General features: G+C 63.9%; 23 protein-coding genes and 1 tRNA gene. 16 read left to right on the top strand and 8 right to left on the bottom strand.

Translation table 11 applies throughout. The features are described from left to right. Positions 1-237 precede the first annotated feature (237 nt). Positions 238-1,962 (bottom strand): DUF2957 domain-containing protein, encoded by a 1,725-nt coding sequence (locus FFI97_RS05810; RefSeq protein ID WP_221937665.1) that lies wholly within the window; start codon positions 1,960-1,962, stop codon positions 238-240. Positions 1,963-2,397: 435 nt separating this feature from the next. Here FFI97_RS05810 and FFI97_RS05805 point away from each other — a divergent pair, with 435 nt between their 5' ends. Then, positions 2,398-2,631, top strand: a complete 234-nt coding sequence (locus tag FFI97_RS05805) for a hypothetical protein (RefSeq protein ID WP_062470163.1) — start codon at positions 2,398-2,400, stop codon at positions 2,629-2,631. A gap of 102 nt (positions 2,632-2,733) precedes the next feature. Further along, positions 2,734-3,798 (top strand): asparaginase, encoded by a 1,065-nt coding sequence (locus FFI97_RS05800; protein ID WP_139701664.1) that lies wholly within the window; start codon positions 2,734-2,736, stop codon positions 3,796-3,798. 15 nt (positions 3,799-3,813) lie between these two features. Here FFI97_RS05800 and FFI97_RS05795 read toward each other — a convergent pair whose 3' ends face one another. Next, entirely contained in the window at positions 3,814-4,716 is a 903-nt protein-coding gene (locus FFI97_RS05795; RefSeq protein WP_139701665.1) for a LysR family transcriptional regulator, read from the bottom strand. Positions 4,717-4,837: 121 nt separating this feature from the next. Between FFI97_RS05795 and FFI97_RS05790 the strand changes: the two genes are divergently transcribed. Continuing rightward, positions 4,838-5,545 (top strand): type 1 glutamine amidotransferase domain-containing protein, encoded by a 708-nt coding sequence (locus FFI97_RS05790; RefSeq protein WP_139701666.1) that lies wholly within the window; start codon positions 4,838-4,840, stop codon positions 5,543-5,545. 15 nt (positions 5,546-5,560) lie between these two features. Beyond that, the gene (locus FFI97_RS05785; RefSeq protein ID WP_139701667.1) at positions 5,561-6,418 is read left to right on the top strand and encodes a type 1 glutamine amidotransferase domain-containing protein; all 858 of its coding nucleotides are present in this window, start codon (positions 5,561-5,563) and stop codon (positions 6,416-6,418) included. Between the two features lie 524 nt (positions 6,419-6,942). On the opposite strand, the gene FFI97_RS05780 is transcribed toward FFI97_RS05785, so the two are convergent. Next, positions 6,943-7,689, bottom strand: coding sequence for a hypothetical protein (locus FFI97_RS05780; protein ID WP_007832325.1), 747 nt, complete (start codon positions 7,687-7,689; stop codon positions 6,943-6,945). A 15-nt stretch (positions 7,690-7,704) separates the two neighbouring features. Beyond that, a complete protein-coding gene (locus FFI97_RS05775) occupies positions 7,705-8,718 on the bottom strand; it encodes a hypothetical protein (RefSeq protein ID WP_139701668.1) in 1,014 nt (337 codons plus the stop codon). Between the two features lie 669 nt (positions 8,719-9,387). Here FFI97_RS05775 and FFI97_RS05770 point away from each other — a divergent pair. The 10 genes from FFI97_RS05770 (at position 9,388) to FFI97_RS05730 (ending at position 18,559) form a co-directional block, all read left to right on the top strand. Further along, a complete protein-coding gene (locus tag FFI97_RS05770) occupies positions 9,388-11,109 on the top strand; it encodes a DNA-primase RepB domain-containing protein (protein ID WP_185993563.1) in 1,722 nt (573 codons plus the stop codon). 315 nt (positions 11,110-11,424) lie between these two features. After that, positions 11,425-11,814 (top strand): hypothetical protein, encoded by a 390-nt coding sequence (locus tag FFI97_RS33770; RefSeq protein ID WP_221937657.1) that lies wholly within the window; start codon positions 11,425-11,427, stop codon positions 11,812-11,814. 978 nt (positions 11,815-12,792) lie between these two features. Continuing rightward, positions 12,793-13,197 (top strand): hypothetical protein, encoded by a 405-nt coding sequence (locus FFI97_RS05765; protein ID WP_139701670.1) that lies wholly within the window; start codon positions 12,793-12,795, stop codon positions 13,195-13,197. Positions 13,198-13,289: 92 nt separating this feature from the next. After that, positions 13,290-14,525: a hypothetical protein gene (locus FFI97_RS05760; RefSeq protein WP_144004340.1), complete on the top strand. Its 1,236-nt coding sequence runs from the start codon at positions 13,290-13,292 to the stop codon at positions 14,523-14,525. Continuing rightward, the gene (locus FFI97_RS05755; RefSeq protein WP_139701672.1) at positions 14,522-15,322 is read left to right on the top strand and encodes a hypothetical protein; all 801 of its coding nucleotides are present in this window, start codon (positions 14,522-14,524) and stop codon (positions 15,320-15,322) included. Before FFI97_RS05760 ends, FFI97_RS05755 begins: the two co-directional genes overlap by 4 nt. A gap of 806 nt (positions 15,323-16,128) precedes the next feature. Beyond that, complete coding sequence (locus tag FFI97_RS05750; protein ID WP_139701673.1) at positions 16,129-16,389, top strand: hypothetical protein; 261 nt, start codon at positions 16,129-16,131, stop codon at positions 16,387-16,389. A gap of 20 nt (positions 16,390-16,409) precedes the next feature. Further along, positions 16,410-16,661 carry a hypothetical protein gene (locus FFI97_RS05745; protein ID WP_139701674.1) on the top strand — a complete coding sequence of 84 codons (252 nt, stop codon included), beginning with the start codon at positions 16,410-16,412 and terminating at the stop codon, positions 16,659-16,661. Between the two features lie 31 nt (positions 16,662-16,692). Then, positions 16,693-16,938, top strand: coding sequence for a hypothetical protein (locus FFI97_RS05740; protein ID WP_139701675.1), 246 nt, complete (start codon positions 16,693-16,695; stop codon positions 16,936-16,938). Between the two features lie 18 nt (positions 16,939-16,956). Next, a complete protein-coding gene (locus FFI97_RS05735; RefSeq protein WP_139701676.1) occupies positions 16,957-17,280 on the top strand; it encodes a hypothetical protein in 324 nt (107 codons plus the stop codon). Between the two features lie 58 nt (positions 17,281-17,338). Next, a complete protein-coding gene (locus tag FFI97_RS05730; RefSeq protein ID WP_139701677.1) occupies positions 17,339-18,559 on the top strand; it encodes a CAP domain-containing protein in 1,221 nt (406 codons plus the stop codon). 50 nt (positions 18,560-18,609) lie between these two features. Here the strand turns inward: FFI97_RS05730 and FFI97_RS05725 are convergent, their stop codons facing one another. Beyond that, entirely contained in the window at positions 18,610-19,467 is an 858-nt protein-coding gene (locus FFI97_RS05725; protein WP_139701678.1) for a hypothetical protein, read from the bottom strand. 126 nt (positions 19,468-19,593) lie between these two features. Here FFI97_RS05725 and FFI97_RS05720 point away from each other — a divergent pair, with 126 nt between their 5' ends. Together FFI97_RS05720 and FFI97_RS05715 are read left to right on the top strand one after the other, a co-directional pair. After that, positions 19,594-20,445, top strand: coding sequence for a hypothetical protein (locus FFI97_RS05720; protein ID WP_139701679.1), 852 nt, complete (start codon positions 19,594-19,596; stop codon positions 20,443-20,445). A gap of 42 nt (positions 20,446-20,487) precedes the next feature. Then, the gene (locus FFI97_RS05715) at positions 20,488-20,835 is read left to right on the top strand and encodes a DUF2958 domain-containing protein (protein WP_139701680.1); all 348 of its coding nucleotides are present in this window, start codon (positions 20,488-20,490) and stop codon (positions 20,833-20,835) included. 132 nt (positions 20,836-20,967) lie between these two features. On the opposite strand, the gene FFI97_RS05710 is transcribed toward FFI97_RS05715, so the two are convergent. From FFI97_RS05710 to FFI97_RS05700, 3 genes are all read right to left on the bottom strand, one after another. Beyond that, on the bottom strand, positions 20,968-21,384 hold the full coding sequence (locus tag FFI97_RS05710) for a hypothetical protein (RefSeq protein ID WP_139701681.1): 417 nt from the start codon (positions 21,382-21,384) through the stop codon (positions 20,968-20,970). A 154-nt stretch (positions 21,385-21,538) separates the two neighbouring features. Continuing rightward, positions 21,539-22,540 carry a site-specific integrase gene (locus tag FFI97_RS05705; RefSeq protein ID WP_139701682.1) on the bottom strand — a complete coding sequence of 334 codons (1,002 nt, stop codon included), beginning with the start codon at positions 22,538-22,540 and terminating at the stop codon, positions 21,539-21,541. A gap of 180 nt (positions 22,541-22,720) precedes the next feature. Continuing rightward, a tRNA-Lys gene (locus tag FFI97_RS05700) sits at positions 22,721-22,796 on the bottom strand. Positions 22,797-22,822: the final 26 nt, after the last annotated feature.

Below are 22,822 nucleotides of genomic sequence, written 5' to 3'. Positions count from 1 at the left end.
GAAGGGGTCGATTCATTCTGGTATATAATTCGTGGTTGCCCGAAATCATCGGGCATTTGCCTGGCCAGGCAAGCTGAATCTCATACCAGCGCGTCGAAGTCATAGCGACGAGAAAAACAACAATGACTTCCGCAAACGAATCTTTGCCGTAGCGTGGACCGCGTAAGAGTTCACGACCACATTCCGACAAAAGCCCTCCTCGCGAGGGCTTTCTTCATGCGCGTTCGCCTCGACGAGCTATTCGGCGAACACCCCGATCGACAGGAACGGGTTCACCTTGCTGACGTTGTTCACGGGGTCGTAGGTGGTGAACTGCCGGTTCACGCCGTTCATCAGCAAGCCGTACACGGGGCCGACCTTCACCATCACGCCCGTGTCGCCAGCCTTGAAGACGGGCGTGCGGCCCGACATGAAATCGGTGTTCGCCGTCACGGTCACGAGACCGGGGCGCGCCTGCGTGAAGTCGAGCGCGAGACCGGACGACGCCGCCAACGTGAACGGGTTCAGCAGCGTGGCCGATCCGCCCTGGAACGACATGGCGCCGTTGTTGACGCCCGCGTCGCTTGACGCGCTGCCGTCCGTGCAAGCCCCGGCCGAAGGGAAGATCATTTGCCCGTTGACCTGCGATGACCGGGAGCTCTGCCCGGGCGACGTGACCACCCCGCAAACGGACGCGCTGTTCGTTCCCACGTAGCGGCCCGTAAGCGCCGCCTGCGTGATGTTCGTGGCGGGTGCGAGCAACGAAAAGCCGGCCTGGTCGTCGAGCATGTGCGCAAGAACGTTGCCCTGGCCATCTTTGATATAGCCGACGCGAACGATCACCGGAACAAGCTGGTCGCCCACCTTGCCCACGATCATGATGCCGTGCGCCAGGCTGGGGCTCACGAGGAACTGGAACACCTCGACGCCGACCGCCGGATACCTCAGGTCGGGATTCGCACCGCTGGTGAACACACCGTCTGGCGTGCCGTCGGCATTGCGTCGCAGCTTCCAGGGCGCGCCGGTCGAAAAGCACGAGTACTGCGATGCGTCGGGGGTACAGCTGCCGTCGGCGTTGAAGGTCTGGCTGGCCTGTATTGCCTGGGTTTCCCAGCCGAACCAATGCACGCCAGAGGCGCTTTGCGAAGGCGTGCCTTCCGGCGTGACGCGAAAGCCGAGCTCGTTGTAGGTGCCCGCCACTTGCGTGAAGTCGGTCACGGTGTGGCTGAAGCCGATGAACGGGTACGAGTCGAAGGTTCGCGGCGGCACGGCGCCAAGAAAAAGTCCCCCGCTGAACTCGAGCCCATTGTCCTGGACCGTCGCGCCCGGAATACCGCCGACGACCAACCCATGGCCGACGAACAGCACTGGCGGCGCCTTCGGATTGATCGCTACGGTGTAGCTGCCGCTGGCGGTCTTGCCGTTCTTCAGCACGATCGCACAGCGGTTCTGCCGGGCCGATGGCAAGGCCAGCGCCGTGCCGTCGGGATGCACGTAGTCGCCGGCGATCGTCAGGCCGGCACGCGTGTCGTTGCGCTGGCCGCTGGACGTCGGTACCGGCGATTCGACGAAGGTCATCTCATAGCGCTTGGCCGCCGAATCGAATTTGACCTTCACGTACTCGCCGCTGGCAGCGCCGCCGGTGTAGGTGACCGACGGATCGAGCACGTCGGGACACAGGCTCGCCTGGACGACGTCCGTGCACACCACGGCCACATTACTGACGGCCGCGCCGCCGACCGTGCCGGCGTCGTTGCTGACGACACAGTTCTGCGGCGGATCGGCGCTCGGCGCGGTCTTCACGGTGACGGCATACGCCGCGCCGTCGGCCAGCGGCGTGGCAAAGCGGATGGGGCCGTCGGCGGCCACGGCGAGGTCGTCGCCTCCGTTGTTCTGCAGCACGAGACCCGTGCCCTTCAGTCCGACGACGGTGCCGCTGACGAAGTAGGTCGTCGCAACGGGGTTCGTGCCCGGTCCGGTCACGGTCTCTTCTGCGGGAGCGGTCTCCGACACAGGTTGCGTGATCGGAAGTACAGGAGCGCCGCTCGTGCCGCCGCCTCCTCCACATCCGGCGAGCACGGCGCCCAGGGCCATGCCGGCCATCACCAGTCGACGGCGATGCACAGGGGCGCGAACGGTGATGCCTTGACGGAAACGGCGGCGCAAAAGAATGAGAAACATGGACCCTCGGGTGGAAGCAGGCTGAAGGCCGCGATGCTAGGAACGCACGGCGAACAGCGCATCGGCCGAAGGTCCATTGCAAGGCGAACCAGGGCGTGCTACTTCGCCCCCAAGGCGTCCGCCTTCCGTCAACCCCTCTTCTTTCCTACACGGTGTAACGGAATGCGACCTACGCAGTACCACGCGGGCCCAAGAGACGATTCGTTCACTGTCAGCACAGGGAACAAAGGGAATCACATGAGCCTCAGGGACATCCGCGAACGCTACGGCGTCAGCTTCGAAAGAGGAGCCCGCGTCATCTGCGGCGGCCGGCTCGGCACCGTCGCCGGCGCGAGCAGTTCGCACATCCGCATCAAGTTCGACGGGCGCCAGATCAGCAGCCCGTGCGATCCCCTGGAGGTTCAGCCCTGCCACGAAGGCGCCGTGAACCTCTCGCCGCAGACCACGCAAGACTGGCACGCCCCGGCGTAGCCCTGCCTGCGTGCCGCATGGGGCACATCTTCCTGGGCGCCCACGGTGTGGCGCAGCCGTCGCGTAGCATCGGCGCGCACCCTCACACCGCCAAGGAAACCCATGAAGACACTGAAGAGGACACTCGCACTTGCGACGATCGGCCTGGCAGCCGTGGCCACGTCGGCGCAGGCACAGGCGCAGACGCGACCCGTCGTGCAGTTCATCGCCACGGGCGGCACCATCGCGATGAAGATCGACCCCGTCACCAAGGGCGTGGTGCCCGCGATCTCGGGCGACGACCTGATGCAGACGGTGCCCGATGCCGGCAAGTACGCCACCATCGAGGTCAACAACTTCTCGGCCATGTCGTCCAACTACATCGAGGCGAAATGGTGGACGCGCCTGACCAAGGCCGTCGATGACGCGCTCGCGCGCCCCGAGGTGGCCGGCGTCGTCATCGCGCACGGCACCGACACCATGGAAGAAACGGCCTACTGGCTGGACCTGACCGTCAAGTCCGACAAGCCGGTGATCCTCATCGGCGCGCAGCGCAACGCCTCGTCGCCCGACTTCGACGGCCCGCGCAACCTGCTCAACGCCATCCGCATCGCCACCACGGCCGAAGCGCGCGGCAAGGGCGTGATGCTGGCGATGAACAACCAGATCAACGCAGCGCGCAACGTCACCAAGACGCACACCGCCAACGTCGAGACCTTCAATTCGGGCGACTTCGGCTTCCTGGGCGAGGTGTGGGACGACAAGGTCGTCTTCACGCGCGCGCCGCTGCGCCGCCAGCACATCGACATCGGCAGCGCCGAGATGCCGCGCGTGGAAATCGTCGCCATGTTCGGCGGCGCCGACGGCTCGCTCATGCGCTACGCCGTCGACCAGGGTGCCAAGGGCATCGTGGTGCAGGCGGTGGGCATGGGCAACATGAACGTCTCGATGTTCGAGGCGCTCAAGTACGCGCTGTCGAAAGGCGTGCCGGTGGTCGTCTCCACGCGCGTGCACAACGGCCGCACGCGCCCGGTCTACGGCTTCGTGGGCGGCGGCAAGACCAGCGACGAGGCCGGCGCCGTGATGGCCGGCGACCTGAGCCCGCAGAAGGCGCGCCTGCTGCTCATGCTCCAGCTGCACCGCGGCGTCACCAGCAAGGCCGAGCTGCAGGCCGCGTTCGACCGCTGAGCCCCGCGCACCGCGTCAGGCCGGCGCGCCGGCCAACGCATCGATCAGGGCGCGCGAGGCGGACGACAGCCGCCGGTGCGGCGCATAGATCACCGACACCGGCCGCGAACGCCCGCATGCCGGCGCGAGCACCTCCACCGCGCGGCCCTGCGCGAACAGCGGGCGCGCGATGAAGTCGTAGGTCTGGCAGATCCCGAGCCCGCTCAGCGCGAGCGCAACCACGCCCAGCACATCGTCCGACACCTGGAGGCTGCCGTGCGGCGTCCAGTCCACGTCGCGCCCGTCCTCCTGAAGAATCCAGGGCGCCACGCGGCCGGTGCTGGGCATCACGAAAGGCAGGCAGGCGTGCTGCGCGAGGTCGCCGATGCGCGCCGGCATGCCCGCGCGCGCGATGTAGTCCGGCGCGGCGAGCAGGCACATCGGCGCGTCCTCGAGCTTGCGCCCGACCAGGCCGCTGTCGGGCAACGGGCCCATGCGGATCGCGAGGTCGTAGCCCTCGGCCACGAGGTCGACGTTGCGGTTGGTGATGTTCAGCTCGACGCGCACCTGCGGATGGCGGGTGCAGAAAGGCTGCAACAGCGCCGGCAACCGGTGATGGGCGTAGGTGGTGGGCACGCTCAGGCGCACGCTGCCGGTGAGCTCGTCGCCCTGCCCCTGCATCGCGCGCTCGGCATCGTCGATGAGTGCGAAGGCCGCACGCGACTGCTCCAGATACAGCCGCCCCTGCTCGGTGAGGCTCAGGCGCCGCGTCGTGCGGCGCAGCAGCTGCACGCCCAGCCGCGCCTCCAGGCGCGTGATCGCGCGACTGAGCACCGAGGGCGTCGTCGCCAGCGCCACGGCACCGGCCGTCATCGAGCCCTTGTCGACCACGGTGACGAAGGTTTCCACATCCCCGAGGTGATCGAATCGTCGGCTCATCTTGTCTCCTGAAGAACAAATGTTTTCCTGACTGGCCAGTTTATCGCCGGCGAGGCAATCAATACATTCGATCCCAAGGGCCACAGGGCCCGGCCTCTTCACCCTTTTCCAGGAGCTACAGATGACTTCCACCACCACCGCCCCGTCGATCCGCCCCGTGCTCATGGTGCTCACCAGCCACGGCACCAAGGGCGCCACCGGCGGCGAGCCGACGGGCTTCTACCTCGGCGAACTGACCCACCCGCTGGCCGAGCTCGAAGCGGCCGGCATGGCATTCGAACTCGCGTCCATCCAGGGTGGTGAGCCGCCAGTCGATGGCCTGGACCTCGGCGATGCGGTCAATGCGCGCTACTGGAATGACAGCGCCTTTCGCGAGGCCCTGCGCCACACGCAACGCCTGGGCGATGTCGACGCCTCGAAGTACAGCGCGATCTTCTTCGCCGGCGGACACGGCGCGATGTGGGACTTTCCGACCAGCCCCGACGCGGCGCGCGTGACCCGCGAGGTCTACGAAGCGGGCGGCGTGGTGGGCGCGGTGTGCCACGGCCCCGCGGCGCTGGTCAACGTGACGCTGGGCAACGGCGCCTACCTGGTCGCGGGCAAGAACCTCAGCGCCTTCACCGACGACGAAGAACGCGCCGTCGGCCTCGCGCAGACCGTGCCCTTCCTGCTGGCCACCACGCTCGTGCAACGCGGCGCGCACCACCATCCGGCGCCCGACTGGACGGCGCAGGTCGTGGTCGACGGGCGGCTCGTCACGGGGCAGAACCCGCAGTCGGCAGCCGGCGTCGGCGCGGCGATGCGCGAACTGCTGCTGCGCCAGAACTGAAAGGGAAGAACGTCCATGAACGCTCTCCACAAACTCGCCGCCGCCGCGACCCTCGGCCTGGCCGCGCTCGGCGCGCAGGCGGCCAACGTGCTGGTCGTGCTGTCGGATGCCGACCACCTCGACCTGAAGGACGGCAAGGTCTTCGCCACCGGCTTCTATCTGAACGAGCTGATGCAGCCTGTAAAGCTGCTGCTCGACGCCGGCCACCAGCTGACCTTCACCACGCCGCAGGGCAACGCGCCCACCGTGGACGCATCGTCGGTCGACAAGATGTATTTCGATGGCGACGAAGCCGCCCTCAAACAGCACAAGGCGCTGCTCGACAAATTGAAGCTCACCTCGCGCACGGACTCGCCGGTGATCAGCCTGTCGCGCGTGGCGCAGATCGGCTACGCCCGCTTCGATGCCGTCTATGTGCCGGGCGGCCATGCGCCCATGCAGGACCTGCTGACCAGCCCCGCGCTGGGCCGGCTGCTCGCGGACTTTCATGCGCGCCACAAGACCACGGCCCTGGTATGCCACGGCCCGATCGCACTGCTCTCGACCTTGCCCGATGCACAGGGCTTCACGAACCGGCTCGCGGCGGGCGGCGCGATCGAGCAACGCCCGGACTGGATCTACGCCGGCTACCGCATGACCGTGATCAGCAACCAGGAAGAGGAGCTTGCGAAGGCGGCGCTGCAGGGCGGCACGATGAAGTTCTATCCGCAGACCGCGTTGCAGCAAGCCGGCGGCGCCTACAGCAGCAACCAGGCGCCGTTCACGCCGAACGTGGTGATGGACCGCGAGCTCATCACCGGGCAGAACCCGGCGTCTGCGCTTGGCGTGGGGCGCGAACTGCTCAAGCGGCTCCGGCAACAGCCGGCGTCCTGACCGCCTGCCTGGCGTCGGACCCAAGAAAAAAGCCAGCTGTCGGGTGACAGCTGGCTTTTCATGTTTCGCATGGCTCGGTGGTAGGACGTACTGGATTCGAACCAGTGACCAACGGATTAAAAGGCGTTGGCAAGCAAAATCAGCGCTCGAATGAGCAACCTTCATCGATCGCTGTTGATTATGTAAGGCCTTGATCTAAAAGGCAAATCTCCGTTGATTGCTGTTGACCGCTGCGCACGGCAGTTGAACCGACTTCACTTTTGAGTGCACTGAAATTGCACTGGAGATCTGCACCCCGCCCCCTCAACGCCATGCCCGCGCGAATTCAGCACGGCCCACCTCGGTCTCGCTTCGCTCCCGCGCTCGGACGCTCCTACTGCTTGGACGGCGCCGGTCGACAGCAGTCACACTCTCCGCCAAAACAGTGCCTATCTGGTTCATTTTTTTAGGCGCCGGGAGTTTCCCCAGCAAATTCCCCCTGCAACGGACGGTAACTGGCCCGGCCGCGAAGTCGCCGGCCGCGCTCACCGCAAGTTGGAGTCAAACGGCTGCTGGCCTTTGCCGAATATGCGAATCCCACGCGTAGTCGGCTCGTAGCAGCTCTGCGAAGTCGAGCCGTCAACGCGCAAGACGGTGAGCAGATTCCCCGGCGCCGTAGCTTGCCAAGCGACGAACGCGCGGTCCTTGTCGGTGTTCGCCATGCCTGATTGAAACTGCGCAATCTGCTTGCACGTGAGACGCCACATCGTCGCGGGGCGGTTCTCGAATAGGAAGTCCTCACGCATGCCCGGCGGGGCGGATTCGAGGTGCACCAGCAACCGCTCACTCAAGGCCGACGTGTGCGGGTGCTCGGGCATCGGCGCGGGTTTGATCGGCGGCGGGACCAGCTGCGTCGGTCGGGCCTGCACGCGGTTCGAGCGCACGATGCGCTCGAACTCATCGATGCGCTCGGGCGACATGTACCCGTCGTAGCCGTTTTGATAATAGCCCTGGGTGCGTAGTTTGAGCTCAAGTTTATCCCGCTGCGTGCATGTCGCGTCCGATGTCGAGCCGCTGCGCCGGCACATCTCGCTGAGCGATTTATAGTCGTCGAGCGCGTCGGCTCGGGCCTGCGTAGGGGCTGTCGCTGCCGCCAAGACGAGGACGAGGGCTAGCCACAGCTCAGGCGATTTGCCCGACGCCAGGGCTCGCCGCCCGGCTTCCCTGTCGGCAACAGGTGCGGGGGTAATCGCGCGGGTTATGGAGTCGATGCGCTGGGTGATCACGGTCATGTGGAGAGCCTTTCGTCAGCGCCAGCGAGCGAGCCCCTGGGCGAGATCGACGCTGGCGCCGGCGTCATTGCCCTGCGCCTGGCCGCGGCGGCCAGCGCGTGGCCGGTGGGCCGCGACCGCGTACTCGGCCAGATCGAACGCGGCGGACATGCTGTCTGCGGCGGGCTGAATCGCCCAGGCATGGCCTTCCTCACCTTCGCGCATCGTGTAGACCACCACCAATGGGGACGCCTCGATCACGTCTCCGACCTTGCGGTCGCTGAGCGCGACCTCCACCGCTGCCGGCACCGGCGGCTCATTCAATGCATCGAGACTCACTGGGCCTTGCAGCGCATCCACCTGCGCGGCGTGCGCCGCTGCGGATTTGCGAAATTCAGAACCTCCCTTGACCATTGCTCGCCAAGCGCGCGCCAGCTCGGAAGATGTCAGCGCTGGCGGCGGGGGTGCCAGCAGCGCGGCCTCTAGCTCTCGCAGTTCGTGGGACCACACCCGATCTTCTTCGGGCTCTGGGGAGGCGAGGGTCAGCAGCAGGCGAAGTAGGTACGGCGCGCGCCAATGCCCCTCGGGGAGCCAGCCGATGCTCTCTGCTGCCTGAGCCAGCCACCCGGCGCGCTCTCGACTCAGACCACTGAGGTGCTTGCGCTTGCGCTTGGGACCTGGATCTGTGCAATGCGCCTGAAGGACGGCCCCGAGTTGCGCGGCATCGTCGATCCCATCGGGTAGCCCGCCGGCTGCTTTCTCAAGCTCTTGCGCGATCTGCAAAGGGCTCAAAGTGGGCTCGTCCACGCGGGCAGCCATGACGATCATCCTCACCAGCATCCGATTCGCATCGTGTGGGACCGTCGGCGGCTTGCCACGGCCTCGGCGCCCCTGCCCTTGGTCCGACGCGGCGGCGTCGGCATCAAGCGCACCGAGCATGACCAGCTCGAGGACCCTCCGACATGCTTTCTTTTGGGCGTCGCTCAGATCGATTGCGTAACTCGTGCCGAGCGGGAGATCTGGAGCCAACCGAGCGCGCAACGACTCCATGGCCTCGATCGTGTCCGAGGCCAGTCGTTCGTTTCGGTGACGGGCTGAATTTGTCATTTTGGTGCACCCGCGTTGATGGCGGGTAATTCGCTCATCACAGATTACCAGCCATCGAACGACATATGCCAAATTCTTACGCGACGGACCACAACGAGCGCGCACAGCATGCGGCCATGCCAGACGACACGTTCCTGACCGCTGAGGCTGTCGGCGCGCTGCTGCCTTGGCTCCGCGGCCGCACCCCGGCTCAAGTAAGAGGCGGGGTGCGCTATGCCGCGAGGCAAGGACTGATTCCCGCGGCGGCGGTTGCAGGTGTCGGCGGTCGACCGTCTGTGTGGCTTGCCAAGGACATCAAAGCGTGGATAACCGGGTTGTCCACCACAGCGGCCCCTGCATCGCCAGCCTCAGTTGCCCCTGCCGCCACCACCGCACGCGCGCAGCCGCAGCAGGCGGCGCGGCGCGGGAGAAAGCGCCGCCCTCTGCCTGAACGCGCGCTCGCACTGTTGCAGGGTTCCGAGGCCTGAAAAGGGAAAAGCCCGGCCGCCTTGGGGAAGGCAACCGGGCTCGGAGGGGTAGCTTGGACGCTGCCTAAATTATCTTCGGGCCTCGTAAATGGGGCAAGCATCTCGCGCTTGCTCGCCTCCCTTCGAGCGTCTGGTCATTCGACCTGTGGACGCGCTCGTTCAATTCCTCACTGGTGAGATCCGCTGGGTTGGCCAGCGGCTGACGCCTACAGCCGGGCAAGTACTTGCTGAGCTGTGCCGCAAGGCCAAGGCCAGCGACCCAACTGCAGGGATCAAGGTGAAGCTTGAGTTTCTGGGCAGCCATGGGCCGAGGCAAGCCTCGCCCCGCGCCGTGGACGATGCGGTGGCTCTCTTGCTGCAAGTTGGCCTGATCGTGCGCGAGCGGCGCCGGCCACGCGGCGCCAGGCTCAAGGAGGAAGTCGCATTGACTCACCTGAACCCGGCATTCATCGAAATCGCGCTGGCTTGGCACCGGCAGCGCGCAGCGCTGCGCGCTGCGGGCAAGCGGGGGCACTTGGCCTACCCGTCACCGGCAGAAATCGAGCTCCCAATGACATTCGCACTAGGCCTTTCGGGGCCCAGAGACTTGCACATGGCAATCACGCCCAAAAAAGATGCCCCCTCTGGAAACCCAATGCCCATGCGGGTTGCCAGCGCCCCAGCACGCAAATACTGCGCTCTCCAGCACGCAAATTTTGCGGAGACCGGTATTCACACCCCCCTGGCCGTAAGACTCGACATGGGGGGCTTGGGCGACCAAGGGGCGCATTCCTCCGCGGTTTCCGCGGCGCGCGAGCGCCGCTCCCCCTCACTCCCGCCCGCGACAGCGGGCTGGGGGGGTGGTGCCCAGTTCATCGAGGAACCAGTTCCCGAGGTCCTGAGTGCCCCTCCGATCGACTCTTCTATGGCCGGCCGCCCGTTGAACGAGTCCGAGGGAATGAGTCGATCAGAGACGGCGATGCGCGAACGGTGCGCCAATTCGACCCGCCTGGCCATTTGGATCATGAAACAGAACGGCGGCAACCGAGACCACCTCACCCGATTGGTGACGATTCGGTGTTCGAACGACGGTCGCTATTCCGGCGGCGAATTACCTATTGGAAAGTATTCCAAGAATGCCGAGTCGATCGGTCAATACCGCGGGCTCTCACTTACGAGCTGGGAAGATTTTTTCAAAATGGTGCATGCCCGCGAAAAGAAAATATCCAAGAGCGTTGGCGAATTTATTGGCGAATCACTCTTTGCAGGGCCACGCGAAGGCTCACGCATTCTTCTACTTGACGACGTCAAATCAGCGACACCACTGTTCGACGGATTTGCTTGTGCTGTTCTCGAAACTTCATATGGAAATTTTCAGCACCTTTATGCCGGCGATCAAGATATGACGAACGAAGATCGTCATCACGCTCACCGCGTCCTGTACGAAAGCACCGGATACAAGTCAGATCCTGGCGCGCTTTCGGGGCATCAGGCTCATCGATGGCCTGGTTCTGTAAATCTCAAACCTGGCCGAGGAAGATTTTGGACTCGGCTTGTCTATTTGGCTGATGGAAAGAAGCACGAAATCGGAAATTTACTTGCCAAATCCCAACTCAACCGTCCGTCCGCATTGGAGAAGAAAGTGCCGGGGGCGCAACAGCCGCGAACGCGTCCCCTTAGCTCCGGCACCGACAGCACAGCCTCAGGGCGCGACTGGGGCCGCGCGATCGGCATGCTGAAGTCCGGGCGCAGTGCTGCTGAGGTCGAAGCCTTCCTCCAGCATTCGGTGCGCCAGCCAGGTCGGCAACCGCGCGACGAGACGCGCTGTGCTCACTATGTGAGCACGACCCTGGACAAGCTCCGTCAGCAGGGTTTCTTGTCGGGCTGAGATCAGGAGTGCACCCAAGCTGCGGGACGCTCCGATGCAGCGGCACGCTGCGACGGTGTGCCTCAAGGGCAGTCGCCAGGGCCGCCTCAACTGCCCAGCCCGAATTTGTCATTTCGGTGCACCTCGGGCTTGGGAAGACCATCGGGGCATGAGTTCCCTTGCACAGCCAGAACACACAAGTGACACCAAACGACCCGCTGCGCGGTTCGTTTGGTGCCCCTTGTGTTCTGGCAAGGGCTCTGCCCTTGAACCCGTTATGCAGCCCGCTCCGCGGTCTGCCGTCGGCTACGCCAACGCCTCTGGAAGCCACCACTCGTGAGCCGTCCACCCAAGCCTGGCGGCCCGTTCGACGCTCACCTCACCCTCCGCCTGCCCACTGAAGATCGAGCCGCCTGGCGAGCAGCTGCGGCCACCGCGAACCTTGGCGTCTCGGACTGGCTTCGCAGTCAGGTGGCCGCAGCCGCATCCGTGCCCGGCGCTTTCACGGGCCGGGGCGCACCGCGCCGACCGGCTGCGGTTTCCGACCCCAAATTGACCTGGCTCGCATCAAACATCAGCTCGTCTTGCAACCAGTTGGCCAAGCATGTCAACACTGCTGCGGTAATTGCAAGCCCAATCCAGGCCGTCCAGATCCTGGAATCCCTCAAAGCCATTGAAGAAACCGCCCGAGAGCTCTTCAATTCAAGCGAGCGCCGAAATGGATGATGGGAAAATTTATCAAAGCCGGGGCCAAGCATCGCTCGCCCGAGGGAGCTGTCAAATACGTATTAGCTCTGCACGAGGCCAACGGTCAGCTGCGCCACGCCCAACCGGAAATTCTCGCCGGCTCACCGGAGGAATTTCTAGCTTGGTGCGCACAGATTGGACATCTGAAACACAAGTACAAATCCTTTGTCCTGAGTTGGGCGGACGAGGACGCACCGACGCACGAAGAAATTATCGAGGAATGCCACCGCTGGGAGAGCGTGGCCTTCAGCGGCTTGGAAAAAGGAACGTACTCTTATTTGGTCGTGCTCCATACATCGCCAACGGGTGGACACGACGTCCATATATTAAGTCCCTCTTGCGTGGCTTCCTCGGATATAGATGGTCGAATTCGTTTTCGAAGTCTAAATATCTGCCCGCCGTCCAAATCAGCTCTACGGGCATTTGTTCTCTCCCAGGAGGTTGCCAATGCCACTCGGGGCTGGTCGTCAATCCTCGACCCGAGCCGTACCCGGCTCGTCAGGCCCAGCACGCCAGCGGCCGCCTTTACGGACGCCGCACTCCTCCGCGCTGGCCTTCAGCCCGGGCGGCGAGCCGAGCACCAGATTACGGAATGGTTGGCCCGCGGTGTTCAGGCCGGTCAGGTCGAGACACGCGAGCACGTGGTGGCCGCCCTGGAGAAGCTGGGGCGGGTGACCCGCCAGGGCGAGGACTATGTTTCTGTCCTGCTGCCTGGGCGCGAGCGGGCCATGCGATTGCGGGGTCTTCTGTATGACAAAAAGCTCAATCCCGCCCGCATTGTCGAGCGACTTCAGTTACCTGGACACGCTGGAGTGGCCGAGCACAACCCCCTCTGGCGCGGCTCAGAGCCGGACGCAGCCAGAGCAGCCAGAGCAGCAGCCGAGCTCGCTCCTCTTATCTCCGCGAAAGCCCGCTACCACCGGGCCAGATACGGCCAGCCCGTCGTCGACCAGCTCGATGGAAACGCAGATCGCGCGCCAGGCAACGGCGCTGGTCGAGCTCAATCAACAGGTCGGCCAGGTCATGGGCAAGACCAGGACGCTCGGCACCCTTCTCGATCAGACGACGGAACGGATGGCGACGGCTCTTCAAACGCATGGGCAAGCTCTTCGCGCGTCCATCGAGCTGACCGAGGGGCAAGCCAGGGACGACTTGCGGCAAGCCCGTCTGCGCTTGCGCAAGGCCCTGCTCTTGGTCGTGGTCACGCCGATCGCGGTGACGGTGACGACGTGCGCCCTGATCGCCGTGGCCGCCTGGAGTTGGGCCCAGATGCAGATCTCAGCCGTTCGCGCCGCACACGCACAGGAGCAGATCCGACCAAGCCCTCCAAGCCCACCTCCAAGCGTAAGGCGCAGCAGATGACAGCACCCAGTGTCATCGACCACCTGTTGGAGCGGGCTCAGGCCCACGCCGCCAATGAGTTTCACCACCAGCATCAACCAAAGGAGCTCCCGATGCCCACCACGCCCCCAGTCCCGCCCGTTTCGCCTCAATCCAACCCGACCCCGGCACCCGCACCGACTGCAGCAGAGGCGCCGCGCCCCAGCCTGCGCGACTCGTTGCGGTTCGATGGGGTCCCGATGAAGAAGAGCGCCACCGCTGCGGCCGCAGCCGGCACCAGCGGCAGCGGTATCGACGCCGACCGTCCGCGGCCTCCGCTCAAGACCGAGCGTAGCGAACTCGCCGCGCCTGAAGCTTGGCCAAGCGGGTTGCTCGAAAAGCTCATCGAAGGTTTCCGCCGGGTCCTCGCTGCGATCGCGTCATTCTTTGTTGCTCGACCGACCCCGGCCGGCGCCGTGCAGACCCTCGAGCCCGATACCGATTCCGACCCGCGCGAAACAGAGCTTCGCGCCCTGCGCAGTGAGGTGCAAGAGCTCAAAAATACGCTGAGTCGTTACCGAAAAGCCGCAGAGGCAGCCGGCGTCAGCCTGGACAACGCGGGCGCAGTGCAAGACGTGACAGAGAGCGCTTTGGATCGTGCTGCGAGGGCGCTTGAGCTAGACCGTCAACGTGACTTGCTTCGCAATGCGAGAGAGGGCAAGACGTTGCCTGGAGACGCTCAGCTGGCCGAGCTGGCCGCCGCGAACCTCAAGTTGGCGCAGGCGGAGCACGGGCGCGATGACGTGATGGCTCTGGGCCAGGAGGCAGTGGCAGCAGCCAACAAGGCCGAGGCGTGGGCGACGGTGAAATCCGTGGGCGCAGCGGGATCAATCGCGCACGCTCTCGTGGGAGAGCAACTGTTCCTCCAGAAGGCCATTGGCGAGGTCCTGGATGAGCAGGAGCAGCAGACCATCTCCGATCGCGAACATGCCGCTCAGGAGCAGGACATCGGTCCTAACCAAGCGCCGTCGGTGCTCGATATCACCGACGCTAAGCGCGCTGCCGAGCTGAGGGCGACTTTTCTCGCGGCCTCACGTCGCCTGAGGCTCCTCCATGCGCACCAGGTGCACCACGTGCCGCCGTACGAACAAGAGGCCTTCCACGCTCTGCCCCTCGGCGAGGCACGCCTGCAATTCATCAAGGCCCATGAAGACCGAATCAAGGGGGAGAAGGCTGCGCTCGAGGAGGCGATTCAGGATGCGGCGCTCGCCCGAAACCAGGCTGCCGCCGAGCTCTGGCCCGACGGCCTGGACGATACCGACGCGGACGATGACACAGCCCATGAGCGTGAGCGTCCTGGTCGCGCATGAACGGTCTCGTGGTCGCCGACGACGAAGATGGGGCCTTATCCTTACCGGTGTACCAGGTGGCGCCGGCAAGGCCTGCGCTGGCAGGCTGGTTATGCAGGATCTTGACTCCGGTGATAACTGCTTGCCGCCTTCAAAGGCCGTATCCCATCGAACTGCGCCCCACGGGGCAATGGGGCGGCTTTGCCTTGGACTCGACGTTGGTCCCTGACGGGCGCATTGCCGTGAGCAGTCGACTCGTCTTGTGGTCGCACCGCTCGATCGTCGCCACGATCATTCACGAGTGGACTCATCGTCTGCTGCCCCATCACGTTCACGATGGAGCATTCGCAGCCCTGCAGCAGGCCTTATTCCTGCGCATCGACGCAGCCGCGGCGTGCCCGCCGCTCGCCGGCGAAGAGGGTCTGCAGTTGCAGTACTCGGCGTCGCTATACGACCTCCAGGACTTGCCCGATCCGTTGGTGGCGCACGCGGACGGCGGGCTTGGCGAGGCTTGGTGCTGGGCCATGACTACCGCCCGGGAGCTGGCCCCGTCGCAGCTCACCGCCGAGGCCCTCGCTGCGGAGATCTCGGGGCGCTACAAGAACTGGATCCTCCAGCTTGAAGCAGCCCCCGCCGCGGCTGCTGCTCGCGCTCAGACTGTCGCTGATGCCGCCGCTGCTGCCAAGGCCAACCGCGATGAACTGCGGCGAGCAAATGACTTGCTTCGCACCGTTTCGATCTTGCTGGGTGTCGCGGGTGTGGCCGTCCTGCTCGAGGCGTTCATGTTGCTGAAACTCTTCTCGTTCGGCGGCGCTTGATCGTGACGCGAGCCGTCAAGTTCGCCCAGCATTCGGACAGACTTGGATGAACCTTCGGCCAAGCTTCGTGCAAGTTCGCATTTGGCCGAACCTTGTACGAAGGTTCGGCCATCTTTTTCTCTGCATTGTTGCCGCGCGCTCGGCGCGCGGCTCTAGAGGCAGTGTTGTACGAAGGTTGGCCGAAGGTTCGTACAAGTCGCGACTTGGCCGAAGGTTCGACGAAGTTTCGGCCAACGATGGACGAAGGTTGGGGCAAGAGTCGGTCGTTGTCGTTGGGCGTCTCGGCTTCGCCGACCGCGCTCTCAGGGCTGCGCCCCCGAGCCCTTCGGTCTCGGCCTCCGGTTCCGATCGCATGACGCACGCTGCCTGCGGCAGCAGCTCGCTGCGCTCAACGGCCTTCGGCCGACCAGTGCCGCTGCGCGGCATGAGGCGCTCGCCGCGCGGCGTCCCGTCTGGGAATTGTTCTCCGCGGCCTTCACCGTCTACCTCGCGCCTTCGCTATTCCTTCGTCAGTGTGACCGGCGCCGCGCGCTGCGCGCGCTCGATTGCTACCCGCAAGGGTTCGCTTCGCTCCCGTCCTCTCCCGTTCGCACTCGCTGCGCTCGCTTGCGCATGCGGCATCCGGGCGGGCCCTTGCGAGCATCAATCGCGCCGGCCCCACGGACTACGGGCGAAGGCGAGAGGTAGACGGTGATTGAGACCGCCTGGATCGTTTTCCCAGCCGGGACCGGATTCCCAAGGGCTCAGCTCAAGGTTCCGGTGTTTTTTGAAGACCAACGCCGCGTTGCGGCACGAAGGAAATGACGATGGCAAAAGCAAAACAACTCGATGCGCTCGCCGAGCGCGCGCTTGACGCAGTGGTGGCAAGTCGACCGGATCTGCGCACCTGGGCAGAGGATAAGCGCCGTGAGCTGGCTGGAGAGCCGCGTAGTGAGCTGCTCCGGTTTCTTGTGTTCTCCCTCGATCAGGGCAACCAGCAAGCCGTCGAGGCGGCCTTCGGCCTTGCCCCCGGCGACCTGGCGGTCGCTGGCCCGGCTGGCCGGATCGCTAGGCTGCTGCGCGCCTGAACACCGCCGAGGAAAACGACATGAACGACGTTGAATTTCGCCATTTTTTCGGCAAAGCGCGGGATGCGGTTCGTGGCGGCCGCGACGCCTGGTCATCCATGAGCACGGGCGAGAAAGTGGCGGTCGCACTGGTCTTGAACAAGGCCGATTGGCTTGCAGCCGTGGGTTACACGATGGCCGAAGCAATCGAGCGTGCGGGCTCCTGGGTCGCACTCATGCCGTGGGTCGTTCGCGAGCTCGAGCGCGAGCAGCAGGACGCGGGCGAGATCTAGATCCAACAACTACGAACGAGGAGTGAACGACATGGACAACGGCAACGGAAGCTTCAGCCTGGACACGACCTGCGGGACGGGGGCTGACTGGGCGGAGCTCGAGGCTCGTCATACCCAGTGGTACGACACGTTCGAGGCCGGACCCTGGCAGATGTCCCGAGCCGAGCTCGAGGAGCTTGCGAAGACCGCTCCGAACGGCTTCAGCCGAGGCCTGGCGTACGCCTGGCTGGCGGCCCGACAGGACGTGGCCAACCAGACCCAAGTCCCCTTCCTTTGATTTTTTGAGGACACCATCATGAACCCCCTGCCCCAAAACGAACGGGCTGCCCGCCGGCAGGCCTGGCTCGTGTTTCAGGCGCAGCTCGATCAGCTAGACGCCCGCCTGGCTCAGATCGACTGCGCCGTGGGTGCGTTGGAAGCCGAACAGCGGCAGCGTCGGCGCGCACAGGCTCAAGCCGCACGAGCAGCCGCGGCAGCTCGCCAGCGTGAATACGAGTCTGCCCAGGCGGTGCGCCGGCAGCGGATGGCACAAGGCCTGGCCACGGCCGCGGCGCTGGGCCTGGGAGCGGTCGCATCTGCGGCCTCGATTCGGCATCCCATGGGTCTTCGCCTCGGCTGAACTCGCACCCCAAGACCTTTCAACAACAGCTTTTCAGTTCCCGATTTTTCAACTCATCATGAAAACCAAAAACAAGCTCCCCAAATTCCCCAGCGCGATCGCGCTTTCTGCTGCAGCCCTCGTTCTCTTATCGGCCTGCGGTGGTGGTGGAGGTGGCAGCGGTGGTGGCATCCCGCTGATCGCCATTGCACCGCCACCGGACACTGGGACCCCGGCTACGCCGCCCGCGCAGCCGCCCGTTGCGCCGCCGCCGTCGCAGCCTGGGACGAACGATCCTTCCGCAGGCGATACCGCGTCGACCATCGTCACCTCGGTGCCTGGCTCGACCTACGGCGCTGGCAGTGAAGAACTCGCCGCCTACTCGGCACTCAACGCCGAGCGCAGCCGCTGCGGTTTCGGCCTGCTGGCTCAAAACGCACACCTGGATATCGCCGCAGCGGGCCACTCCAACTACCTGCTGGTGAATAACATCGCTGGCCATTTCCAGGACGCTTCGAAGGCTGCCTTCACCGGGGTGACGCCTACCGACCGCGCCAATGCCGCAGGTTACGGACAAGGGCTGATCCTGGATGCCTTCGCCGACACCACAGGCGCGAACGGCAACGTGTTGGGCCCCACGGAGTTTGCCCCTCAGGGGCGCGGCATCGCAGCAGTGCGCAGCCTGCTCAGTGCCCCGTATCACGCACTCGACTTGCTGTCGCCGCAGATCGACGTGGGCATCTCGATCATGAGCTCCGACCAGGTCGGAGCCGCCACCGCAAACTTTGGCCCTCGCGCGATCTCCCAGTTCAATCTGGCTATCGCACAGGGGCAGTTTTCTCAGAAGCCTGATGGTGCCGCGGTGCAGACCTATCCGTGCGATGGCACCACCGGTACGGCCTACCAGCTCAAGAACGAGCAGCCGAACCCAGTTCCGGGCCGCGATCTGTCGACCAACCCCGTTGGCCAACCCATCATCGTGGCAGTACGCGTCGGCCAGCTGATCACCATCCAGTCCGCCACGATGCTGAAGAAGTCGGACGGCGCCTCAGTGACGCTGCGCGCGCCGATGCTCAAGGCGAACGACCCCAACTTCTTGGTCGACCCGAGCCGCGCGATCATCCTGCCGGATCAGCCGCTCGAGCCGAATACGGAGTACCTAGTCAGCGTCACGGGGACGAACACCACCATGGCCGACTACAACAACGGCCAGCCGATCAGCACCGGCAAGAACCCTGCGATCACGACGAACGCGACAGGCAGCTTCACGAAGACGTTCACGTTCAAGACGGGCGGCTAACTAGCCGCAGGGCGCATGCCAACGGGGCGGGCTTTTCGCAGTCCGCCTTCTTAGCTGGTGCGTTCCAACTGCAGCGTGTATCCGCTGGCGCCGTCGACGAGGTTGTAGCCGTCCTTCTCGACACCGACAAGCCGCACGTTGGTGATCCAAGCGGATGACCTTGGAAACCATCGCTCATAGTTCTCGGCGACCAGTCCTTCAAGACGTCGAAGGTCCGCGAAGATGCGATCGGCCTCAAGCACGCCCGCAAGCGAACGGCCAGCGCTCGTGGCTCCAAATGCCGGCATCACGACGCGCGTGTCGGTTTGAACCGCAGTGTTCAAGTTCCCTTTTCGCAGTTTCTTGATCTGCGCAGGCGATAGCACCCGGGTCGTGAATCCACGCATCTGCTGATGCAGTTGGGGCCAGTTGCGATCAACAATCTTCACCAGTTCATCCTGCGCAAAGGGCGATGGATTGTGGGGAAGGATGTCGATCAGATGGATGTCGGCGCCATTCACCCGAAAGAACAGCAGGTTGTCCGCCCTGGCAACATAGCCCCTCTCGTCCAATGTGCAGAGCGGCTCCAGATGCAAGTGATGGACGCCCCAGTGCACGAGCAAATGATCATGGGTGACCAGCTTGTTGGCGAGCGTCGATAGGTAGGGCGCCAGGGGCTGGCCGGCTGTCATGCGCGCGATCACCTCATCGATCGTTGGCCGTAGCAAGGGGAATTGGAGGTTTCGGAGAATCTCGCGCGATAGGTGAACGCGATACGGGCGCGCCGGCACGAGTCGCTCGCGGATTTCGAACAGGTAGAGGTACCGGCCAAGGTCATCATCGGACTGGGACTCGACGTAGCCGTGTTCGGAAAGCTCTTCTTTGACCAGCAAGCCGTGGTCGTAGGGGAAATTCACATAGCCGTACACGCAGTCTCTCCTGGATCGTTGGCCTCAAGATCGCCCCGTGGACTTGGCCTCGCGGCCAACTGTAGATGATCACGTGGGCGGGTTCGGGTACGCTGTGGTGATGGAAATCCAGCATCGGAGCGAAAGATGAGCCTTAGTCTGCTTGAGCCGGGGTGCCATGCCGATGGCACCCGTTCGAAACCGCGCCTGCAGGTGCTTGAAATCTATGATCGCGAAAGCGGAAAGGACGTAGGCGATCCAATCGCTCACCTGCTGCTGCAGCGCGAGGAAACGAGTCGGCTGGATGAGGACGACGGCTCGATTTTCGAGGCGACGATCAGTCTGCGGTACCAACGAATCCTCGGCAAATCCGACCATCGTCGGCGTTCGCATGCTCAGGCCGGCAGCTTCGTGGGGGTTTACAAGAAGCTCCACGGGCGGGTGTCGCTGACTTCTGGTGAGGTCTACGGTCGCGGTGGAGTCTTCTTGAACCTGGATGAGCTCGACGGCCACCGCATCGCGACTTACATGATGAACGAGATCGTAACTTGGGCGAAGCAGTGGCCTGAGGCAGAGGTCAAGACCGTCACGCTGAATGCCAGTGACGCATGGTCAGGCAACAAGCAACGCAGGAACCGTCTATACGAGCAGTTCAATATCGTCTTTGACTACGACCCGCATTCCGATCATGGAGCGGGCCAGTCGCGCTCGATGCACGCCGGCGCACTGACCCCGGTGGACACCTGGAAACGCAATATCGTCGAGCTTCCCGTCTTTGACTATTTTGCCGGGCTTGTCCAACGACATGCCGACACGGCTTCAGATCTGGAGGCCCGTAACAAGGCTGTTCAAGATGCCTGGTCGCTGTACGACGAGGCCAGGGAGCGCCCAATTCGCTGGGCTGTCACCACCTTGGTGTCCAGGTACTGGCAGCGACTGACCGCTTTCACCTTTGCTGGACTCCTGTTCTTCGGCCTGTGGGAAAAGCTCAGGTTCTGACCGATCAAGCACGATGCATGCATTCGATCCCCCGGAGGTTCTATGCCGTCCCCGTTCATGACCGAGGATCAGCGCAAGGAGATGCTTGCGAACGGCGTGGCGCGCGTTCGCGGTGAAGCCGTCGACCCCTATCCGGTGGTCAAGCTCTACACGCCGGACGCCGGCGCATGCTGGGTGCTGACTGCGCTCGATGCAGACGGCGATGTGGCCTATGGGCTCATCGACATCGGGACCGGGTTCCCGGAACTGGGCCTGGTCAGCTTGAGGATGCTGGCCAGTATCAAGGGGCCAAGGGGAATGTCGGTGGCGGTCGAACCTCACTACAAGGCACGCAAGACGTTGTCGGCCTATGTGGCTGACGCGCTGCGCGATGGCATGGTTACCGACTGATCCTGATTGCGCAGAAAGACAGGTTCCAAGATTTGCGGTCGTTGGATTTCGACTGGCACTCAGATGCACGTGAGGAGGCAAAAAAGCGCCCTTGAGGGCGCTTTCTGTCATAGAGGGAACTGGCTCCTGAGGTTAAGGGGCTGGATACTGGGCATCCGCCATGATCGTGCAGTAAACCGGATTACCCCCCGTGGCCATGCAGTTGCTGATGGCAGTCGACCGCGTGTAATTCCAGTTGTACCAGGCCGTGTAGTCGGCGCGGGCCCGGGCATCGGCTGCACGACCTACGGCATAGCTCGCCGTGCCCTGTGCGGCCGAAGCAACTTGGCTAGCGCTCTGGGCTGTTTGGCCTGCCCACTCGGCCATACCTTGGGCGTTCTGCGCTCGTCCACGGGCATCGCTGATGCCGTTGTAGATCGCCGCCTGGTCAATGCCTACGCCGGCGATCTGGTGACCGCCAGTGCTGTCAGCGATCTGGAGTTGCTGAGCCTGTGCGCTGAGGCTGAGTGCGAGGGCCAGCGCAGCGCCGGCCAGTGGTTTCATCTTCATTTGGAAGTTCCTTTCGAGGAGATGACCGCCTCGCAGGCCTCGAAAGGAGGGGCACCGGGGAGATGAACCGGCTAGACCTGCGGGCAGTCGAGGTCAGTGTGCGGATGACACATCAGTGCACCGAAATGACAAATTCACGGGCACTATTGGCTCGCTAACCAATTTTCGCGAGCAAGTCAGTCGCCCGAAGGTGCGTATACCGCTTGAGCATGACGAAGCTCTTATGGCCGCTGATACTCGATGCCTCGATGGCACTCAAGCCCTTCTCGAACAATCTAGACACCCCTTCGTGGCGTAGATCGTGCCAACGCAAGTCACTGATCTTGAGACGTTTCAGCGTCCGTTTCCAGAGCATCAAGACCGCGTTGGCCGTGCACCCAAACACCCTGCCATCGATGCTGCGCGGCATGGCTTGCAGGACTGCCATCGCCTTCGACGACAGCGGGATCTCGTGCGGAACCCCTTTGTTCACACGCTGATGGTAGGCGCGCGGGATCGTGAGCACACGGTCGGCCAAGCTGATCCACTCCCACCGCAACTCGAAAAGCATGGTTTTCCGCAGCGTGGTTTCGACAGCCAATTCGAAGGCGGGAGTGGCCCATGGGTTGCCTGTCGCGGCGAGCGCCACCGCTAGGCGTTCCCGCTCGCCAGGGTGCAGGCGTCGATCACGCGCCTTTGTGCCACTGGGCTTGCGGATGTTCTTCAGCGGGTTCGGTTGCCCCTCCCACCCCCATTCTTTTCGCGCCATTTCAAAGAGGTGACTCACCAGTTGGAGTTCGAGTCTGATCGTGTTCTCGGCACGGCCAGCTCGGCGCCTTTCGTCCCTATATGCTGCGAAGTCGGCCCCACGCAGCGTTGCCATGAAGCGCTGTGCAAGCGGATGCTGCTTCCAGCGTTCAATGCGCTGTAGGTCCCGTTCAGGATGCGCTTTGCGGCTGCTGAAGTCGCTCCCATAGCGATCGAATGCCTCGGCCAGCGTGGTGCTCTCAGCCTCCCGGTTGTCGCGGTAGGTGCCACGGTCCATGTCCGACTCGATCGCCCGTGCGATGCGATGCGCCTCCACTGATGTGTCGGCCGTGCCGAACCAGGCTGGCCAGCCTTTGCGCCGGATCTGGATCTTGTAGTTGCCCTCGCGGGTCTTTTGGATGCTTGCCAAGTGGTGGGTCCTCTGGTCGATCGATGAAGTGATCGATGAAGCCCACAATGTCCAGTGCACTGAAATTGCACTGAAATGACAAATTCGGCGCCGATGCCTGCGATGCCTACGCCATTCGAAAGGACAAAAAAAACGGCCGGAACCCGCATAGATGCTGGGTTTCGACCGATTCAGTGTTGGTGGTAGGACGTACTGGATTCGAACCAGTGACCAACGGATTAAAAGTCCGCTGCTCTACCAACTGAGCTAACGTCCCGGAACCATTTTTCTTGCTTCTTGCCG

Origin of the sequence: Variovorax sp. KBS0712 (assembly GCF_006323185.2) — a bacterium.
Lineage (GTDB): Bacteria > Pseudomonadota > Gammaproteobacteria > Burkholderiales > Burkholderiaceae_C > Variovorax > Variovorax boronicumulans.
The sequence above is the reverse complement of the archived record's forward strand: the minus strand, read 5'-3'. Positions and strand labels throughout refer to the sequence as shown.

Excerpts from the sequence above, each read along its gene's own strand:
- FFI97_RS05740 (WP_139701675.1), top strand. The coding sequence starts at position 16,693 with ATGGACAACGGCAACGGAAGCTTCAGCCTGGACACGACCTGCGGGACG.
- FFI97_RS05710 (WP_139701681.1), bottom strand. The coding sequence starts at position 21,384 with ATGAAGATGAAACCACTGGCCGGCGCTGCGCTGGCCCTCGCACTCAGC.
- FFI97_RS05735 (WP_139701676.1), top strand. The coding sequence starts at position 16,957 with ATGAACCCCCTGCCCCAAAACGAACGGGCTGCCCGCCGGCAGGCCTGG.
- FFI97_RS05800 (WP_139701664.1), top strand. The coding sequence starts at position 2,734 with ATGAAGACACTGAAGAGGACACTCGCACTTGCGACGATCGGCCTGGCA.
- FFI97_RS05805 (WP_062470163.1), top strand. The coding sequence starts at position 2,398 with ATGAGCCTCAGGGACATCCGCGAACGCTACGGCGTCAGCTTCGAAAGA.
- FFI97_RS05755 (WP_139701672.1), top strand. The coding sequence starts at position 14,522 with ATGAACGGTCTCGTGGTCGCCGACGACGAAGATGGGGCCTTATCCTTA.
- FFI97_RS05765 (WP_139701670.1), top strand. The coding sequence starts at position 12,793 with ATGGAAACGCAGATCGCGCGCCAGGCAACGGCGCTGGTCGAGCTCAAT.
- FFI97_RS05760 (WP_144004340.1), top strand. The coding sequence starts at position 13,290 with ATGCCCACCACGCCCCCAGTCCCGCCCGTTTCGCCTCAATCCAACCCG.
- FFI97_RS05715 (WP_139701680.1), top strand. The coding sequence starts at position 20,488 with ATGCCGTCCCCGTTCATGACCGAGGATCAGCGCAAGGAGATGCTTGCG.
- FFI97_RS05785 (WP_139701667.1), top strand. The coding sequence starts at position 5,561 with ATGAACGCTCTCCACAAACTCGCCGCCGCCGCGACCCTCGGCCTGGCC.
- FFI97_RS05750 (WP_139701673.1), top strand. The coding sequence starts at position 16,129 with ATGGCAAAAGCAAAACAACTCGATGCGCTCGCCGAGCGCGCGCTTGAC.
- FFI97_RS05730 (WP_139701677.1), top strand. The coding sequence starts at position 17,339 with ATGAAAACCAAAAACAAGCTCCCCAAATTCCCCAGCGCGATCGCGCTT.
- FFI97_RS05775 (WP_139701668.1), bottom strand. The coding sequence starts at position 8,718 with ATGGAGTCGTTGCGCGCTCGGTTGGCTCCAGATCTCCCGCTCGGCACG.
- FFI97_RS05795 (WP_139701665.1), bottom strand. The coding sequence starts at position 4,716 with ATGAGCCGACGATTCGATCACCTCGGGGATGTGGAAACCTTCGTCACC.
- FFI97_RS05720 (WP_139701679.1), top strand. The coding sequence starts at position 19,594 with ATGAGCCTTAGTCTGCTTGAGCCGGGGTGCCATGCCGATGGCACCCGT.
- FFI97_RS05745 (WP_139701674.1), top strand. The coding sequence starts at position 16,410 with ATGAACGACGTTGAATTTCGCCATTTTTTCGGCAAAGCGCGGGATGCG.
- FFI97_RS05790 (WP_139701666.1), top strand. The coding sequence starts at position 4,838 with ATGACTTCCACCACCACCGCCCCGTCGATCCGCCCCGTGCTCATGGTG.
- FFI97_RS05780 (WP_007832325.1), bottom strand. The coding sequence starts at position 7,689 with ATGACCGTGATCACCCAGCGCATCGACTCCATAACCCGCGCGATTACC.